Annotated in this window: 16 protein-coding genes; 11 read left to right on the forward strand and 5 right to left on the reverse strand. The window is 47.2% G+C overall.

Annotation, left to right across the window (positions count from 1 at the left end; genetic code table 11):
- Nucleotides 1-6: 6 nt before the first annotated feature.
- Nucleotides 7-828 (reverse strand): thymidylate synthase, encoded by an 822-nt coding sequence (locus FXO21_RS04405; protein ID WP_149638954.1) that lies wholly within the window; start codon nucleotides 826-828, stop codon nucleotides 7-9.
- A 30-nt stretch (nucleotides 829-858) separates the two neighbouring features.
- The gene (locus FXO21_RS04410) at nucleotides 859-1,287 is read right to left on the reverse strand and encodes an OsmC family protein (RefSeq protein ID WP_149638955.1); all 429 of its coding nucleotides are present in this window, start codon (nucleotides 1,285-1,287) and stop codon (nucleotides 859-861) included.
- A 118-nt stretch (nucleotides 1,288-1,405) separates the two neighbouring features.
- Here FXO21_RS04410 and FXO21_RS04415 point away from each other — a divergent pair, with 118 nt between their 5' ends.
- The 7 genes from FXO21_RS04415 to FXO21_RS04445 all read left to right on the forward strand — a co-directional run bounded on the left by FXO21_RS04415 (nucleotide 1,406) and on the right by FXO21_RS04445 (nucleotide 5,687).
- Nucleotides 1,406-1,834: a hypothetical protein gene (locus FXO21_RS04415; protein WP_149638956.1), complete on the forward strand. Its 429-nt coding sequence runs from the start codon at nucleotides 1,406-1,408 to the stop codon at nucleotides 1,832-1,834.
- A gap of 21 nt (nucleotides 1,835-1,855) precedes the next feature.
- Nucleotides 1,856-2,098 (forward strand): 4a-hydroxytetrahydrobiopterin dehydratase, encoded by a 243-nt coding sequence (locus tag FXO21_RS04420; RefSeq protein WP_149638957.1) that lies wholly within the window; start codon nucleotides 1,856-1,858, stop codon nucleotides 2,096-2,098.
- Between the two features lie 45 nt (nucleotides 2,099-2,143).
- Nucleotides 2,144-2,845, forward strand: coding sequence for a 16S rRNA (cytidine(1402)-2'-O)-methyltransferase (gene rsmI, locus FXO21_RS04425; protein WP_149638958.1), 702 nt, complete (start codon nucleotides 2,144-2,146; stop codon nucleotides 2,843-2,845).
- Nucleotides 2,835-4,073 (forward strand): lipoprotein N-acyltransferase Lnb domain-containing protein, encoded by a 1,239-nt coding sequence (locus FXO21_RS04430; protein WP_149638959.1) that lies wholly within the window; start codon nucleotides 2,835-2,837, stop codon nucleotides 4,071-4,073. The genes rsmI and FXO21_RS04430 overlap by 11 nt, the downstream gene beginning before the upstream one ends.
- Nucleotides 4,039-4,833 carry an inositol monophosphatase family protein gene (locus FXO21_RS04435; RefSeq protein WP_149638960.1) on the forward strand — a complete coding sequence of 265 codons (795 nt, stop codon included), beginning with the start codon at nucleotides 4,039-4,041 and terminating at the stop codon, nucleotides 4,831-4,833. Before FXO21_RS04430 ends, FXO21_RS04435 begins: the two co-directional genes overlap by 35 nt.
- Before the next feature lie 141 nt (nucleotides 4,834-4,974).
- Nucleotides 4,975-5,511: a YfiT family bacillithiol transferase gene (locus FXO21_RS04440; protein ID WP_149638961.1), complete on the forward strand. Its 537-nt coding sequence runs from the start codon at nucleotides 4,975-4,977 to the stop codon at nucleotides 5,509-5,511.
- A 17-nt stretch (nucleotides 5,512-5,528) separates the two neighbouring features.
- Complete coding sequence (locus FXO21_RS04445; RefSeq protein ID WP_149638962.1) at nucleotides 5,529-5,687, forward strand: FeoB-associated Cys-rich membrane protein; 159 nt, start codon at nucleotides 5,529-5,531, stop codon at nucleotides 5,685-5,687.
- 148 nt (nucleotides 5,688-5,835) lie between these two features.
- On the opposite strand, the gene acs is transcribed toward FXO21_RS04445, so the two are convergent.
- Complete coding sequence (gene acs, locus FXO21_RS04450; RefSeq protein WP_149638963.1) at nucleotides 5,836-7,725, reverse strand: acetate--CoA ligase; 1,890 nt, start codon at nucleotides 7,723-7,725, stop codon at nucleotides 5,836-5,838.
- Nucleotides 7,726-7,802: 77 nt separating this feature from the next.
- Between acs and FXO21_RS04455 the strand changes: the two genes are divergently transcribed.
- A complete protein-coding gene (locus FXO21_RS04455; RefSeq protein ID WP_149638964.1) occupies nucleotides 7,803-9,002 on the forward strand; it encodes a THUMP-like domain-containing protein in 1,200 nt (399 codons plus the stop codon).
- On the opposite strand, the gene FXO21_RS04460 is transcribed toward FXO21_RS04455, so the two are convergent.
- Together FXO21_RS04460 and FXO21_RS04465 are read right to left on the reverse strand one after the other, a co-directional pair.
- The gene (locus FXO21_RS04460; RefSeq protein ID WP_149638965.1) at nucleotides 8,995-9,351 is read right to left on the reverse strand and encodes an ArsC family reductase; all 357 of its coding nucleotides are present in this window, start codon (nucleotides 9,349-9,351) and stop codon (nucleotides 8,995-8,997) included. The two genes, FXO21_RS04455 and FXO21_RS04460, sit on opposite strands and share 8 nt — an antisense overlap.
- 30 nt (nucleotides 9,352-9,381) lie before the next feature.
- Nucleotides 9,382-10,782: a dicarboxylate/amino acid:cation symporter gene (locus tag FXO21_RS04465; RefSeq protein WP_149638966.1), complete on the reverse strand. Its 1,401-nt coding sequence runs from the start codon at nucleotides 10,780-10,782 to the stop codon at nucleotides 9,382-9,384.
- Nucleotides 10,783-11,006: 224 nt separating this feature from the next.
- Here FXO21_RS04465 and FXO21_RS04470 point away from each other — a divergent pair, with 224 nt between their 5' ends.
- From FXO21_RS04470 to FXO21_RS04480, 3 genes are read left to right on the forward strand one after another with little or no spacing between them, the layout of a single operon-like run.
- Nucleotides 11,007-11,861: a universal stress protein gene (locus FXO21_RS04470; RefSeq protein WP_149638967.1), complete on the forward strand. Its 855-nt coding sequence runs from the start codon at nucleotides 11,007-11,009 to the stop codon at nucleotides 11,859-11,861.
- Nucleotides 11,862-11,867: 6 nt separating this feature from the next.
- Nucleotides 11,868-12,998 carry a magnesium/cobalt transporter CorA gene (gene corA, locus FXO21_RS04475; protein WP_225865566.1) on the forward strand — a complete coding sequence of 377 codons (1,131 nt, stop codon included), beginning with the start codon at nucleotides 11,868-11,870 and terminating at the stop codon, nucleotides 12,996-12,998.
- A gap of 36 nt (nucleotides 12,999-13,034) precedes the next feature.
- Nucleotides 13,035-15,509 (forward strand): bifunctional UDP-N-acetylmuramoyl-tripeptide:D-alanyl-D-alanine ligase/alanine racemase, encoded by a 2,475-nt coding sequence (locus FXO21_RS04480; protein WP_149638968.1) that lies wholly within the window; start codon nucleotides 13,035-13,037, stop codon nucleotides 15,507-15,509.

Below are 15,509 nucleotides of genomic sequence, written 5' to 3' on the forward strand. Positions count from 1 at the left end.
CAATTGCTAAACCGCCACCGGCGCCTTGATACCCGGCCAGGGATCGTAATTACGCAGCTCGAAATCTTCAAATTTAAAATCCAGGACGTTTTTTACGTCCGGATTGATCGCCATCGTAGGCAATGCACGGGGCTCGCGGCTCAATTGCGTTTCCACCTGTTCCAAATGGTTGAGGTAAATATGGGTATCTCCTCCTGTCCAGACAAAATCGCCCAGATCAAGGTCGCATTCCTGCGCAACCATCATCGTTAATAATGCATAACTGGCGATATTGAAAGGTACGCCCAGGAAAACATCCGCACTGCGCTGGTAAAGCTGGCAGGACAACTTCCCTTTGGTTTCACCCTTATCTGTATCAGCAGGTGCCACATAAAATTGAAACAGTGCGTGACAAGGCTGCAATTTCATTTGCGACAATTCTGACGGATTCCACGCCGAAACCATAATCCGGCGCGAATCCGGAGTATTTTTAAGCTGTCTCAAAATCTCCTGCAACTGGTCGACAGACTTACCGTCCGCGCCCTCCCAGCTTCTCCATTGTTTACCATAAACTGGTCCGAGATCACCATTTTCATCCGCCCACTCGTCCCAGATCGAAACGTTATGGTCTTTCAGGTATTTGATATTGGTATCTCCCTTCAAAAACCACAATAGCTCGTAAATAATGGACTTTGTATGGACTTTTTTGGTGGTAACCAGCGGAAATCCGTCCTGCAGGTTAAAGCGCATCTGATAGCCAAAAACGCTGATCGTTCCGGTGCCGGTACGGTCCGTTTTGCGGACTCCGTGGTCGAGAATATGGCGGAGCAAGTCCTGGTATTGTTGCATCTGGCAATGAAATTATAAGCTGAACTGAAATTATACGTTGGCGATTTCTACCTCGTAGGTGATCGTCGCAAGTGCTTCAAGCTGAGCCGTAGCCGAGCAATATTTCTCCATTGAAAGTCCGATCGCACGGTTTATCTTTTTCTCGTCCAGCTGATTACCTGCAAATTTGAAAGTCAGGTGGATTTTGCGGAACGGCTTGCGTTCAGTATTTTCCTCCTGCTCCCGGTCGCCATCGGCCACAACGCGAAAATCGGTAATGTCCTGACGCTGCTTTTTCAGTATCAATACCACATCGATCGCACTGCAACTGGCGAGCCCCATCAAAAGCAGCTCCATAGGTCTGACACCCAGATTACTACCTCCGATTTCCGGTGAACCGTCGGTATGTACCTTTACTTCTGATGAACCTGAACCTTCGAAATGGAAGGCATCATCGACGCGCACTAGTTCTATTTTCATAATGATTTTAAAAGCTGCAAATATACTTATCAAATGCGATTCGGGTGTTTAACCCGATCATTAAAAACAACGATAATCGTCGTATATTCGTTTTATAAAGTACTAACCCTGCAATGAAATGTTAAAAACCTGCCCGGCGCTACTGCTTCTGCTGTTTTTTCTGGTCAACTGTAAAAAAAGCGACGACAATACGAAACCCGCTGAAAAGGTTGATGCAGAAAAAGAACTGAGCGGGACCTATCAGGGGTACAAATTTTTTAACAAATCGAAAAAGGATTCGCTGGCCGTTACAGTCAAGATAAGCCGGGTTGCAGATAACAAGCTGGATCTGGAAGAAATAACTCCATTTAACCACACCAAACAACTGGAAATGAATGGATTAAGTTTCACTTACGACCGAGGCACCGGCGAAGACGATTGCGGCAGGATTTCCATGAAAGGCTCCGGTAGCTTCAAAGGAAAGAATCTGTACGTGATTGAAACGATCACCTGCGCACGCGGCAATGCACCGGATAAGTTCGTAGAGTACCATGTAACCAAAAATTAGTATCAACAAACGACCAGGACTATGTGGACAGAGGAAGATAACAAGCTGAAAAAGAGCTTCACTTTTAAGGATTTCAGAGAGGCTTTTGCATTCATGACCGAGGTTTCTGAAACCGTCAACGAAATGGACCACCATCCTTTCTGGACCAATACCTATAATAAGGTGAGCTTCGAACTGAATACGCACAGTGAAGGTGATATCGTCACTGAAAAAGACCAAAAACTGGCGGCGGCCATTGATCAAATCTTTGAGAAAAGGAAATAAACTGACGAGCCGGCTTCTCTTCATTGATTGTCCGGCTATTTTTAAATGAAACTTTACATCGTCCCTACCCCCATTGGAAATCTGGAAGATATCACTTTACGTGCTATCAATGTTTTAAAAAGCGTGGACGCCGTGCTGGCCGAAGATACCCGCACTTCGGGCTCGCTGCTTAAACACCTCGGGATTTCCAAACCTTTGCATAGCTATCATATTCATAATGAGCACCAAACAGTCACCCGCGTCGTCGAACGCATTTTGAAAGGCGAAACAATGGCGCTTGTTTCTGATGCCGGAACGCCCGCTATTTCCGACCCCGGCTTTTTGCTGGTAAGAGAATGTATTAAACAGGGAGTGGATGTGGAATGTCTGCCAGGCCCTACTGCATTCGTACCTGCACTGGTCAATTCGGGCCTGCCCTGCGACAGGTTTACTTTTGAAGGCTTTTTACCCCACAAAAAAGGGCGGCAAACGCGACTCCAAAACCTGGCTGCCGAAGAGCGGACCATGATTTTCTACGAATCGCCGCACAGGTTGCTGAAAGCATTGCAGCAGTTTGTCGAATTCTTTGGCGCCGACCGGCAGGTGTGCGTTTCGAGAGAACTGACAAAGATTTATGAGGAAAATGTGAAAGGTACCTTACAGGAAGTGATTGATTATTTTACCACCAAAACCGTAAAAGGCGAGATTGTGATCGTACTTGCGGGCAAAGCAGAAGAAAAAAAGAAATTTGATAAATATGAGGATTAGCATCCCCCGCCAGCTCCGGAATATTAGCCTGTTCCTGTTTGTTTTTTGGTTAAAAATATCGCCTGCGTTCGCTCAGATGCCTATGCTGAGCCCGGAAGCAAAAGCCAGCCTCGTCACGGTCGGCCCGGGACAGGAGCTGTATTCCGGCTTTGGACACAGCGTATTGTGGATTTACGACCCGGTAACCGGCATTGACCGGGCCTATAATTATGGTACGTTCAGTTTCGGGGAAGGTAACTTTTATATCAAATTTTTGCGGGGAACGCTCCCCTATTCCCTTTCTGTTTCAGAACTTTCGTTGCAGGCAGCACATTGGCAAATGGAGAACCGCTCCATTTCCGAGCAGGTATTAAACCTCTCTAACAGCCAAAAACAAAAGCTTTTTCAGTTTTTAGAGAACAATTACCTGCCGGAAAACCGGGAATATCAATACAAATTCTTTTACGACAATTGCTCCACGCGCATGTCCGGCGCATTGCAGGCAGCTTGCGGCGACAGTCTGATTTATAACGGGTACACCAAAGAAAAGCTAAGCTTCCGGCAATGGATCGATCGCTATGCGTACAAGCAAAAACCATGGGCCGACTTTGGGATGGACCTGGCGATCGGCGCTCCTTCCGACGAGATCGCAACAGCTTACCAGGCGACTTTCCTGCCTGATAATATGGCGAAGGCGTTTACCGACGCCAAGGTAAAAACGGCAAAAGGAGTCGAGCCGCTGGTATTGACCACCCAGCCGCTCTTTACCGCGGCCTCCCCTGCCCCTCCCGGCTTTCTGACGCCTGCTGTTTGTTTCTGGACACTGGCTGTGCTGGTAGTTGCATTCACTTACTGGCAGACAAAAAAAGAAAAGATCAATTTCCTGCTGGACAAGGTTCTCTTTTCGATTGTAGGTCTGGCGGGCTGGATACTGCTTTTATTGTGGTTTGGTACCAATCACGGCGTCACCACCTGGAACTATGATATTCTGTGGGCATTCCCGCTTTGGCTACCCGTGATATTTGTACTTTCTGAGAAGAAGAAACCTTCGTGGTTTCAGTTTTTCTTGATTTTTTATGGATTTCTCTTACTTTGCGCGACGGGTAATGCGACCAAGCATAACTATGTAGTCATCCCGATCCTCCTGATGCTGATCGTCAGGGTGTATTACATTAATAATTCACTTTCAAAAATCCCCTCGGGGGAAAAGGAGTATGGATCTGAAATTGCTGACACAAAAAACAGTTGAGATCGTAAGGCAGGCATCTTCCTTCATTCAGCAGGAAGCGGCGCTGTTCTCACGTGAGAAAATTGAATATAAAGACTTAAATAATCTGGTCTCATATGTTGATAAGGAAGCCGAAAAGCTACTTGTGGCCGGTCTGAGCAGCATTTTACCAGAAGCAAGTTATATTACAGAAGAGGGTACCACAGGCACGGAACCCGATCCGGACGCCCTGAACTGGATCATTGACCCACTTGATGGAACCACCAATTTTATCCACGGACTACCTGTCTACTGCGTAAGTGTCGGGCTGGCAAAGGGGAAAGAATTGTTGCTTGGAGTGATCCATCAACCTAGTATGGACGAAATGTTTTACGCCTGGAAAGATGGCGGAGCCTGGTGTAATGACCGGCAGATCAAGGTTTCCAGCGTACCACTTTTACAGGATAGCCTAATCGCCACCGGCTTTCCATATTATAAGTTTGAAAAACAAAAACGCTACATGTACATTCTGGAATTGCTGATGCAAAAAACGCACGGTATCCGAAGAATGGGCGCAGCAGCTGTGGACCTGGCCTACGTAGCGGCAGGAAGGTTCGACGGTTTTTATGAATACAACCTCAATTCCTGGGATATGGCCGCGGGCGTCTTGATGATCAAAGAAGCAGGCGGCACAGTTACGGATTTTAACGGCACAGATAATTATCTTTTCGGAGGAGACATCATAGCCACCGCCGGCCCCGCCCATCACGAACTGGTGGCGGTGATTAAAGAGAATTTTTAAGAAGGGAGGAAGGAGGAATGGACGAGGGGAGGAAGGGGGAAAAAAAATTTACTTCCTCCCTTTCCTCCTTCCTCCCTTTCCTCCCCACTTCATCCATTCAGTCATTTATCGCACCGGCGACCCGGTCATTCAACATTAGAAATGGACATCGATCAACTGCGTTACCCTATCGGCTTGTTTCAGTCTCAGGAGAGCTATACACCGGCTGAAGTAAAATCCAACATTCAAATTATCAGTGCATTACCTTCCAAGTTTATCAACCTTTTGGGGAGCTGGGAAGATGACAGGCTGAATACGCCTTACCGGCCAGATGGCTGGACGGTTCGTCAGCTGGTGCATCACGTAGCGGATAGTCATATTAATGCTTACACGCGCTGTCGGCTCGCATTGACGGAAGACAATCCGGTGATCAAACCTTACGAAGAACAACTCTGGGCCGAACTACCCGATGCAAAAACCGCACAGATTGATCTCTCTATCCAGCTGATGCGATACGTGCATTTGCGTTGGGTTTTGCTTTTGAATTCAATGGATGAAAAGGACCTGGCAAGAACTTACACGCACCCGGCGACCGGCAAGGTTTTCCGCCTTGACGAAGTGATCGCAAATTACGCCTGGCACAGCGAGCACCATTATCAGCATGCATTTCAACTGGCACTGAGGAACAATTGGAAGTAGGTCCATGTTTTTGATTTATGCTGACACAGGAAATCATCATATTACTACTGTTTCTAGCCGCCGCCGGATACATCGGATGGCGGGTTTGGAAAGCTTTTGACAGCCGCAACAGCGGAGGTTGTGCGAAGGGATGTGGCTGCGCGGCGGATAAGGCTGCGGTTCATGCGAAAAGGTAAATATCTACAAAGCTTCTGGGTAAATAGGCCTCCTGAAACCTTTTCCGCAAATGTGAATCGATTCACTTTTTATTTCGTAAATCAAAAAACGACATAAACACCAAAAAGCCCCTTCCGGGGCTTTTTGGTATATTACATTAACTGCGAACTACAACGCGCCCTTCTTGATATCTTCCACAACGCCCGGATCAAGCAATGTGGATGTATCTCCCAAATTATTCACGTCACCTTCCGATATCTTCCTTAAAATCCGGCGCATGATCTTTCCTGAACGTGTTTTTGGTAGTCCGGTTACGAACTGCACTTTATCCGGCTTGGCGATCGGACCAATGATCCGTGAAACGGTGGCTGCTATATCTTTCCGGAACATTTCTGCATCGTCGATCTCGTTTTCTGCGATTACATACGCGTAAATACCCTGTCCTTTGATATCGTGCGCATAACCGACAACCGCTGATTCAACCACACCCAGATGCATATTGATCGCATTCTCAACCTCAGCAGTTCCAATCCTGTGACCTGAAACGTTTAATACATCATCAACGCGGCCGGTAATGCGGTAGTAACCATCTTCGTCACGCAAGCAACCGTCACCGGTGAAATACATGCCCGGGTAGGTAGAAAAATAAGTCTGCCGCGCCCGCTCGTGATCACCGTAAGTTGTCCGGACAATGCCTGGCCAGGGGAACTTGATACAAAGATTCCCGCTCACACCATTACCCTCAATTTCAACTCCCGCTTCATCGACCAGCACCGGCTGAATTCCCGGCAGCGGCAAGGTTGCATAAGTAGGCTTTTCAGGAGTAATTCCTGCCAGTGGCGAAATCATAATTCCACCGGTTTCGGTTTGCCACCAGGTGTCTACCAGCGGGCAATGGTCACCGCCGATGTTGGTTTTAAACCAGTGCCAGGCTTCCTCGTTGATCGGTTCCCCTACCGAACCCAGTTTTTTGAGAGAAGAAAAATCATGTCCTTTTACATAATCCAAACCAAAGCTCATCAGCGAACGGATCGCTGTGGGCGCAGTATAAAGAATATTTACCTTGTGCTTTTCAACAATCTTCCATAACCGGCTTGCATCCGGGAAAGTAGGAACACCCTCAAAAACAACGGAGGTAGCGCCATAACATAGTGGTCCGTAAACGATGTAACTATGCCCTGTGATCCAGCCGATATCCGCCGTACAGAAATGCACTTCGCCTTTTTCATACTGAAACACATTGGCAAAAGTGTAAGTAGCGAAAACCATGTAGCCGCCGCAGGTATGCACAACACCCTTTGGCTTTCCGGTTGAACCCGAAGTGTACAGGATAAACAGCATGTCCTCCGCGTCCATCGGCTCGGCCGGACACACAGAATCGACGTGCTTCACTTCCTCTTCCCACCACAGGTCGCGCCCTTTGAGCATCGAAACCGGCGTGCGGGTACGGGTCATCACAATTACATTTTTAACTGTATCACACTGAACAAGTGCCTCGTCCACAGTCGCTTTCATCGGAATTACCTTATTTCCCCTGAAAGCACCATCGGAAGTGATCACCATGGTACATGCAGCATCATTGATCCTGTCTGCAATTGATTTGGCGGAAAACCCACCAAACACCACGGAGTGCACCGCTCCGATCCGGGCGCATGCCAGCACTGCGACCGTCAGTTCGGGGACCATTGGGAGATATATACAAACCCTGTCCCCTTTTTTAACACCGTGCTTTTTCAGCACATTGGCAAACCGGCAAACGCGGTCGTAAAGCACATAATAGGTTATGGAAACTGCCTGGTCTTCGGGATCATTGGGTTCCCAGATCAGGGCAACCTGGTCTCCCTGCGTTTCCAAATGCCTGTCGAGCGCGTTCTCAGTAATGTTCATCGAACCGCCTTCAAACCATTTCACATTAGCCTGTGTAAAATCCCAGCTCAGGACTTTTTTCCAGGGTTTCCGCCATTGAAATTGTTGGGCTACTTCCGCCCAGAAACCTTCGGGATCGTCTACGCTTTGTTTGTAGGCAACCTGATACTCTTCAAAGGTCTTAATTCTCATGTTTTTTTAAGGTTAACTTAGGGAAATAGGATATTGAGCGACAAGTTATAATTTTGGTTTGGATAAAAGAATTGGAAATGGAAGAAACCGGCCTCTCTGAACCAGAGATTGCATTTATCAATAATCACAGACATGAAAATGCCGGCCAGCTTATTTTGAAGGCTAACCAGTTCAAAGGTTTGGATATCAAGAAACTAGCTGCACAGATCTTATCCAGACAAAAAGCGGCTAAAAAATTACCCGGTTGGTATGCGAATGAAAAATTGATATTTCCTCCCGCCTTGTCCGTCGAACAATGCTCCTCGGAGGCGACTGCCCGCTACAAGGCCAGCCTGGTATCCGGCGAAACGCTCGCAGATATCACCGGCGGAATGGGAGTGGATTGTTTTTATATGAGCAGGAAATTCGGGCGAGTACATTACTTCGAAATGCAGGAAGCCGTTGCAGCCACTGCCGGGCATAATTTCAAGCAACTCGGAGCGGAAAATATAACTGTCCACAATGCGGATTCCCTCGCTAAATTACAGGCTGACCAACCTGCTGTCGACTGGATTTACGCGGATCCAGCAAGACGAAATGAGCAGCGTGAGAAGGTTGTGCTGCTCTCTGACTGCACGCCGGACATTGTTTCAAACCAAAGATTACTGTTTGAATATGCACCCAATATCCTGCTCAAAACTTCCCCGTTATTAGACATCGATCTAGCCTCCCGCGAGCTGGAAAACCTCAAAGAAGTGTACGTGATCGGTTATGAACAGGAATGTAAAGAGCTGCTTTTTGTTTTGGATAGAGATCAGGAACACAGCAGATTTACGATTAAAGTCCGTATTCTGGACGATCAGGGAGTTGCATTAAAATCGCTTGACTTTGATCGTGAAACTGAAAGAGACGCAGCCGTCACTTATTCGGAACCACTTCATTATTTATATGAACCGCACGCTGCCGTTTTGAAAGCGGGTGCATTCAAGACCGTTTGTGAAAGGTATGCGCTGAATAAACTGGCCGTGAATAGTCAGCTCTATACTTCCGAGATTCTGGTCGGGGACTTTCCAGGGCGATCATTCAAAATCACAGCTGTGTGCAAGCCGGATATTCGTGAAATTTCAAAACACATCGGCGGGAACAAAGCCAATCTGACAATCCGCAATTTCCCGGCAACAACAGAGGATTTGAGGAAAAAGTGGAAATTGAAAGAAGGAGGCGAATATTACCTCTTCGCCACCACGCTTTCAGATAATTCCAGAGTAGTTATCGTGACTACAAAAGCAGCTATTTAAGAAAAGTCTCTTCGTAGATCTTTTCAGAAAAACCCAATGTTACCGCTTTCCCGGTGGCGTCTTCGATCACCGGCCTTTTGATCACGGTCGTGTGCGCCACGGCCAGTTTTGCGGCCGATTTCTCGTCCGTAACAGACAGTTTCAATTCCTCCGGAAGCTCTTTCCATGTCGTGGAAGCTTTGTTGATCACTTTTTCCCACGGAAATGCCTTAAACCAGTTCTCGACTTTGTCGGTGCTGATGCTGTCTTTCCGATAGTCGTAAAATGTATAGGCTATCTTATTCTTTTCCAGCCAGGTACGGGCTTTTTTAATGGTATCGCAGTTGGGTATTCCGTAAAGGGTCAACATTATGTTACTGATTCAATTACTAAATAAAGATTAAAGCTGGGTTGCAGCCGGTTCGTCAGGAATGAGGTCGGAGTTATGCATTTTTTCATCATCCAACTCTCCTTCCCAGCGCGCGATTACAGCAGTAGCGAGGCAATTCCCGGTCACATTCACCGAAGTACGCGCCATATCCATGAGTTCATCAATACCCATGATCAGCAAAACCGGCCACTCGGGCATTCCAAAGTTGGCGATCGCGCCGAGCAATATAACCAGCGTAGCGCGCGGGATGCCAGCCACCCCCTTACTCGTCAGCATCAGTAATAAAACCATCGTAAGCTGCTGTCCGATAGACATTTCTGTGCCTGTCGCCTGCGCAACAAATACGGTCGCAAGTGCGAGATATAAGGTGGACCCATCAAGGTTGAAGCTGTATCCGGTGGGCATTACAAATGAAACGATCTGTCGCGGCACACCGAATTTTTCCATTTTCTCCATCGCTTTGGGTAATGCGGACTCTGAACTTGTAGTTGCAAATGCAATGGAAACGGGTTCGAAAATCGTCTTCGCGAACTTGATGATTGGAATCCGGGCAAACAATGCGATCGGAACGAAAATGACCAGGATGAATACGATCAATGCACAATACAAAGTTGCCAGCAGCAACGCGAGGTTTCTGAGTACGTCAATTCCCATGTGGCCGACGGTTTCAGCGATCGCTGCGCCCACACCTATCGGCGCGAAGTACATGATGATTTTGGTAAACTTAAACATCACCTCCGCAAGCAGCTCTACGCCATGTACGAATTTCTCCTTCTTAGCGGCTGGCAATAAGGCAAGACTGATGCCGAAGAGGACACTGAAAACAACGATCTGAAGTACTTCTCCGTGGTAAATAGACTTGGCTACGTTTTCAGGGAATGAATGCAGAACAATATCCTGCCAGCTTTGCTCGGCTACTTTCGGCAAGGTTGCATTTAAACTTTCAGGAGGAATAATGCCCTCGCCCGGCTTGAACCAGTTGGCAAAAAACAATCCGATCAGCAATGCAAAGGTGGTAACCACCTCGAAATACAGCAGCGACTTCCAGCCCATTCGACCCACTTGTTTCAAGTCCGAATGCCCGGCGATACCCGTCACAAGCGTTGCGAAAAGCAGGGGCGCAATGACGGTTTTGATCATCTGTAAAAATATCTGTCGCAGAAAGTGCAGCTCGGTACCCATTTTAGGGAAATCGTAGCCGATCTCGGTACCGACGAGCATCGAGATCAAAATGGAGGTTGTCAGGTTTTTCTTAAGAATCGCAAATACGATCAGTCCCGCGAGAGCGAGCCACCGAAGTGTGATCAACAGGCTATCAGAAAGGGAAATAATATCATAAGCACTTAGAACTGAGGCAAGTGCCGCAATAGTAATCAATGCGATGTTTATAATAGTAATTTTACTCTTCATATAGGAGAATAGAAATGGAGAAGATTAGCGGATGTCATTTCTTAGCTCAATTTGGCACAAAATTTTTAATATGTGCCTTCAGCGACACTCCAAATTTGCAAACTATCTGCGATGCATATTCATTTTGGCTTCGGAAATTCTGAAAACATGAGCGGAATCCTTTGATGCAGTACTTAAAATGAATATGTTGGTAGCACGCTTATATACTTCAACCCTTGCATATCATGAACCGGATACTGATTCCTATTGACTTTTCCGAAAATGCCAAACGCGCATTGTCGGCGGCAAAAATGATTTCCCACAAAGAAGCTACCGAGCTCCTTGTGCTGCATGCCTATCAGCCATACATCGTAGACGTGAACCTCACCCCGGGCGGCGTTATGCCGGGAGTCGGCGGGGCGGATTTTCTGAACATGACAAGCGAACTGGAAGACGAATTTCGTAAGAAACTGGAAGATTATGTGGATGAACTCGCAGCAGAGGGATATCAGGTTCGCCCGTTATGGATTTTTGGCAGTGTGCAATCTGCTGTGGAGGAAGCTATTAATGAACATCATCCGGACCTGATCGTGATCGGAAGAACGGGTACCGGCGGGTTTCTGGATAAACTGATCGGAAGTTCCGCAACGCAGATCGCCCTGCATTCAAAATGCCCGGTGCTGGTAATACCACCTCAAAGCAATCCGACGAGATTCAGTAAGATCGTATATGCTACGCAGTTTGAATATGAGGAGCATGATATTCTGAGAGAGGTTTTTGTTCTGATGAATCAACTGGGCGGCAATTTGACATTACTCAAAATACAATCTGATTCCCAGCCCGACATACAGCCGGACAATCAATACATTACTGAGTTAAAAAATGCATTTGCAATCAGCGATGACCAGATCGTGTACCGGAAAGCGGATCATGTGCTGGACGGTATTGAAGATTATTGCGACGAAGTAAATGCAGATCTGCTGATCATGTCATCGCGGGAACGGTCGTTTATCGAGGAATTCCTGATCAACCCGAGTGTTACCAGGAAACTCATCATTGATACGCACGTGCCCCTGCTGGTTTTTCATCTTAAGTCATAAACTAAATTGGATAAAGAAGAAAGCGCTTCCCACCAGAATAAGCTGGAACAGCACCCTTTGATCAGGAAAACGAAAAGGTATAAGCGACGCAACCTCCTCACTTCCCCTGGCACATTAACCTATATCGGGCCGGAGATCGCCTTGAAAACCAAGGTAAGGCGCATCCAGTACAACGATAAGATGATCAGGGACGAAGCAGTGAAGTCGTTGAACGAATGTACACCCGCCCCCGCCGGACAACCTGTGGTAACCTGGCTGGATGTGGACGGCATCCACGAAACGGGGTTGATTGAAAAGCTGGGCAAGCTGTATCAATTGCACCCGCTGCTGCTGGAAGACGTTGTGAATACCGAGCACAAGCCAAAGCTTGAATTTTACGATTCCGGACATTTGTTCCTGACGTTGAAAATGCTGCACGTTGAGACAGAGAACCCGGTTTGTCTGTCGCCGGAGCATGTCAGTTTTGTTTTGGGGGAAAATTACCTGATCTCATTCCAGGAGGAACGTACAAGCGATATTTTTGCGCCGGTACTTGCGCGCCTGGAAGCTTCCGTCGGCAAAACGCGCCGGAATGGTCCGGATTACCTGCTTTTTGCATTGCTCGATATTGTAGTCGACAATTACTTCATCGTCCTTGAAAAGCTGGGAGACAATCTTGACATTACCGAAGACCGCGTGATCAGTGGTTCTGATGACTTATCGCTCAACGAGTTGTACGCATTGAAACGCGAAATCACAGTCGCCAGACGACAGATCTGGCCACTCCGCGATATGCTGAACCAGCTCGTGAGAGAGGAAAACTCGCAAATAGCCAAGGACGTTATACCCTATTACCGCGATCTCTACGACCACGTCATGCAGGTGCTCGACACGATCGATTCTTATCGCGAACTTGTAGCCAGCCTTGCCGACGTGCATTTATCGACGATCAGTAACCGGATGAACTCGGTCATGAAAACGCTCACGATTTTTTCGGCGATATTCATGCCGCTCACTTTCATAGTCGGTGTTTACGGAATGAACTTCGAATACATGCCGGAGCTGAAAATGCGTTATGGCTACTTTTATGTTTGGGGTGTAATGGCGATGGTTACGATCGGGATGATATTTTATTTCAGGGCTAAGAAATGGATGTAGGTTTGATACCTTTGTGCCCTGAAAAATTGCATTGGAATGAGCTTTACCGGAAACACTTCCCAACCTATCTCTACAAACGCCGCTTACATCCTCACCGACAGCCGACAGGTTTCATTCCCTGACCAGAGTATCTTTTTTGCGATCAGGGGTGAAAGGCATGATGGACACCAATTTATTCCTGAGCTGTATCTGGCTGGTATTCGCGAATTTGTGGTGGAAGAAGCGCACTTATCCGAACATCTTCGTGAGTTGACAGCAGGATGGAACGACGCCAAAATTTGGACGGTACCCTCGGCGATCCGGGCACTGCAAAAGCTGGTTTCCGGCAAACGCAATCAATTTGCTATTCCGGTTGTAGGAATTGCGGGGAGCAATGGAAAGACAATCGTGAAAGAGTGGCTTGTTCAGCTGCTTTCTCCGGGAAACCGCATTGTAGCCAGTCCAAAAAGCTATAATTCGCAGATCGGCGTACCGCTTTCCGTCTGGAATATGGGGCAGGAGCATACTTTAGGAATCTTCGAGGCAGGCATTTCACAGGCACATGAGATGGAGTATCTGCAACCAGTCATGCAGCCTACAATAGGCATTTTCACCAACATCGGCACTGCCCACGATCACGGTTTCAGAAGCCGTAAACAAAAGATTACCGAGAAGTTACGCCTTTTCACAAAGGTCAAAAAGCTAATTTATCGCAAGGATTACACGGATATTGACGAAGAGATCAGGCTGATTTTAAAGCCGGTGAATGCGTTTTTGCAGACATTGAGCTGGGGAAGTCCCCGTAGTGGTGCGGATGTTCAGGTAACATTTGCGGACCGGAAAGACAGGACAATAATTTCTGTTAGTGGTAAATTGGGCACACATTATTTCGAAACGCATTTTCGCGACGAAGCTTCGCTGGAAAACCTCACACACTGCCTTGTTTTCATGCTCGACTACGGCATTCCGGCTGCAACTGTCCAGGAACGGATCAGGCATTTGAAACCGGTTTCAATGCGACTGGAACTCAAAGAAGGAATTAATCACAATTATGTGATCGACGATGCTTATAACAATGATATTCAGGGACTTTCAATGGCCCTTAATTTTCTGGACCAGCAGGAACAGCGTCAAAAAAAGGCAGTTATTCTTTCCGATGTTCTCCAAACCGGACAAACGCCTTTCGAGCTTTACAGCTCAGTTTCCAAATTATTAAAGGAAAAAAATATACAACAACTCATCGCTATCGGCCCGAATATCAGCGGGCAATCAGAGCTGTTCGACTTTCCGGATCAGGCTTTTTTCCCCGATACCGATACATTTCTGAAATCATTTTCCTTTCACTCCCTGACAGACAGCCTCGTTCTTGTGAAAGGTGCCAGGCCGTTTTCCTTTGAGAAGATCGTACAGCGTTTACAGCAAAAAGCACACGCTACCGTACTGGAAATCAACCTGGATGCGCTTTCCCACAATCTTAATTACTACCGGTCACGGGTGGGCAAGGAAACGAAAATCATGGCGATGGTGAAAGCATTTGCCTATGGAAGCGGCAGTGCTGAGGTAGCATCTCTGCTCCAATACCATCGTGTAGATTACCTCGGAGTAGCTTATGCGGACGAGGGTGTAGCCCTTCGCCAGAATGGTATCACGCTGCCGGTTATGGTGATGAGCCCGGCCACACCCACTTTTGACCTTCTTTTACAATATAAACTGGAACCGGAAATTTACAGCCGGAGCGTTCTGGAAGACTGGATTATTTATATCGACAAACAAGAAAAAGGCGCATATATCCCTCCTATCCATTTAAAATTGGATACCGGCATGCACCGGCTGGGTTTTGTGGCAGACGACCTTACCTGGCTGATTGAAAAATTGACAGAAAATCCATCTGTAAAAGTCTCAAGTATTTTTTCTCATCTGGTTGGAGCCGATGAGGGGGTACACAATGAATTTTCTCAACATCAGTACCAGATGTTCACAGCAGGGGCCGCGCAGATCGAAAAGGTACTTGGGTATAAAACGATCAAGCACATACTCAATTCCGCAGGTATCGTTCGATTCCAGGATTTCAAGCTGGATATGGTCAGATTGGGAATCGGGCTTTATGGCGTGGAGGCTACCGGCCAGGATCAAAACGCGTTACAGCCCGCAGGCACATTGAAAACCGTGATTTCCCAGATCAAATATTTGACCAGCGGCGAAACCGTCGGTTACAGCAGAAAAGGTCAGATCGATCATGATTCGGCCATTGCTACACTTGCAATAGGCTATGCAGACGGTTACGACAGACGGCTCGGAAATGGTGTAGGCAAAGTATTCGTGAATGGAACACTTTGCCCGACCATCGGAAATATCTGCATGGACATGACCATGGTGGATGTAACCAACGCACATGCCGAAGAAGGTGACGAGGTAATTATTTTTGGCAAAGAAGTGACGATTATCGACCTCGCGAAAGCGATCGGCACCATTCCCTACGAAATACTGACAGGAATAGGCGATCGCGTAAAAAGGGTTTTTTATAAAGAATAG

It is taken from the genome of Dyadobacter sp. UC 10 (genome assembly GCF_008369915.1).
Taxonomy (GTDB): domain Bacteria; phylum Bacteroidota; class Bacteroidia; order Cytophagales; family Spirosomataceae; genus Dyadobacter.

Excerpts from the sequence above, each read along its gene's own strand:
- FXO21_RS04460 (WP_149638965.1), bottom strand. The coding sequence starts at position 9,351 with ATGTTGACCCTTTACGGAATACCCAACTGCGATACCATTAAAAAAGCC.
- FXO21_RS04470 (WP_149638967.1), top strand. The coding sequence starts at position 11,007 with ATGAACCGGATACTGATTCCTATTGACTTTTCCGAAAATGCCAAACGC.
- acs (WP_149638963.1), bottom strand. The coding sequence starts at position 7,725 with ATGAGAATTAAGACCTTTGAAGAGTATCAGGTTGCCTACAAACAAAGC.
- rsmI (WP_149638958.1), top strand. The coding sequence starts at position 2,144 with ATGAAACTTTACATCGTCCCTACCCCCATTGGAAATCTGGAAGATATC.
- FXO21_RS04480 (WP_149638968.1), top strand. The coding sequence starts at position 13,035 with ATGAGCTTTACCGGAAACACTTCCCAACCTATCTCTACAAACGCCGCT.
- FXO21_RS04410 (WP_149638955.1), bottom strand. The coding sequence starts at position 1,287 with ATGAAAATAGAACTAGTGCGCGTCGATGATGCCTTCCATTTCGAAGGT.
- FXO21_RS04465 (WP_149638966.1), bottom strand. The coding sequence starts at position 10,782 with ATGAAGAGTAAAATTACTATTATAAACATCGCATTGATTACTATTGCG.
- FXO21_RS04440 (WP_149638961.1), top strand. The coding sequence starts at position 4,975 with ATGGACATCGATCAACTGCGTTACCCTATCGGCTTGTTTCAGTCTCAG.
- FXO21_RS04455 (WP_149638964.1), top strand. The coding sequence starts at position 7,803 with ATGGAAGAAACCGGCCTCTCTGAACCAGAGATTGCATTTATCAATAAT.
- FXO21_RS04430 (WP_149638959.1), top strand. The coding sequence starts at position 2,835 with ATGAGGATTAGCATCCCCCGCCAGCTCCGGAATATTAGCCTGTTCCTG.
- FXO21_RS04445 (WP_149638962.1), top strand. The coding sequence starts at position 5,529 with ATGCTGACACAGGAAATCATCATATTACTACTGTTTCTAGCCGCCGCC.
- FXO21_RS04405 (WP_149638954.1), bottom strand. The coding sequence starts at position 828 with ATGCAACAATACCAGGACTTGCTCCGCCATATTCTCGACCACGGAGTC.
- FXO21_RS04415 (WP_149638956.1), top strand. The coding sequence starts at position 1,406 with ATGTTAAAAACCTGCCCGGCGCTACTGCTTCTGCTGTTTTTTCTGGTC.
- FXO21_RS04435 (WP_149638960.1), top strand. The coding sequence starts at position 4,039 with ATGGATCTGAAATTGCTGACACAAAAAACAGTTGAGATCGTAAGGCAG.
- FXO21_RS04420 (WP_149638957.1), top strand. The coding sequence starts at position 1,856 with ATGTGGACAGAGGAAGATAACAAGCTGAAAAAGAGCTTCACTTTTAAG.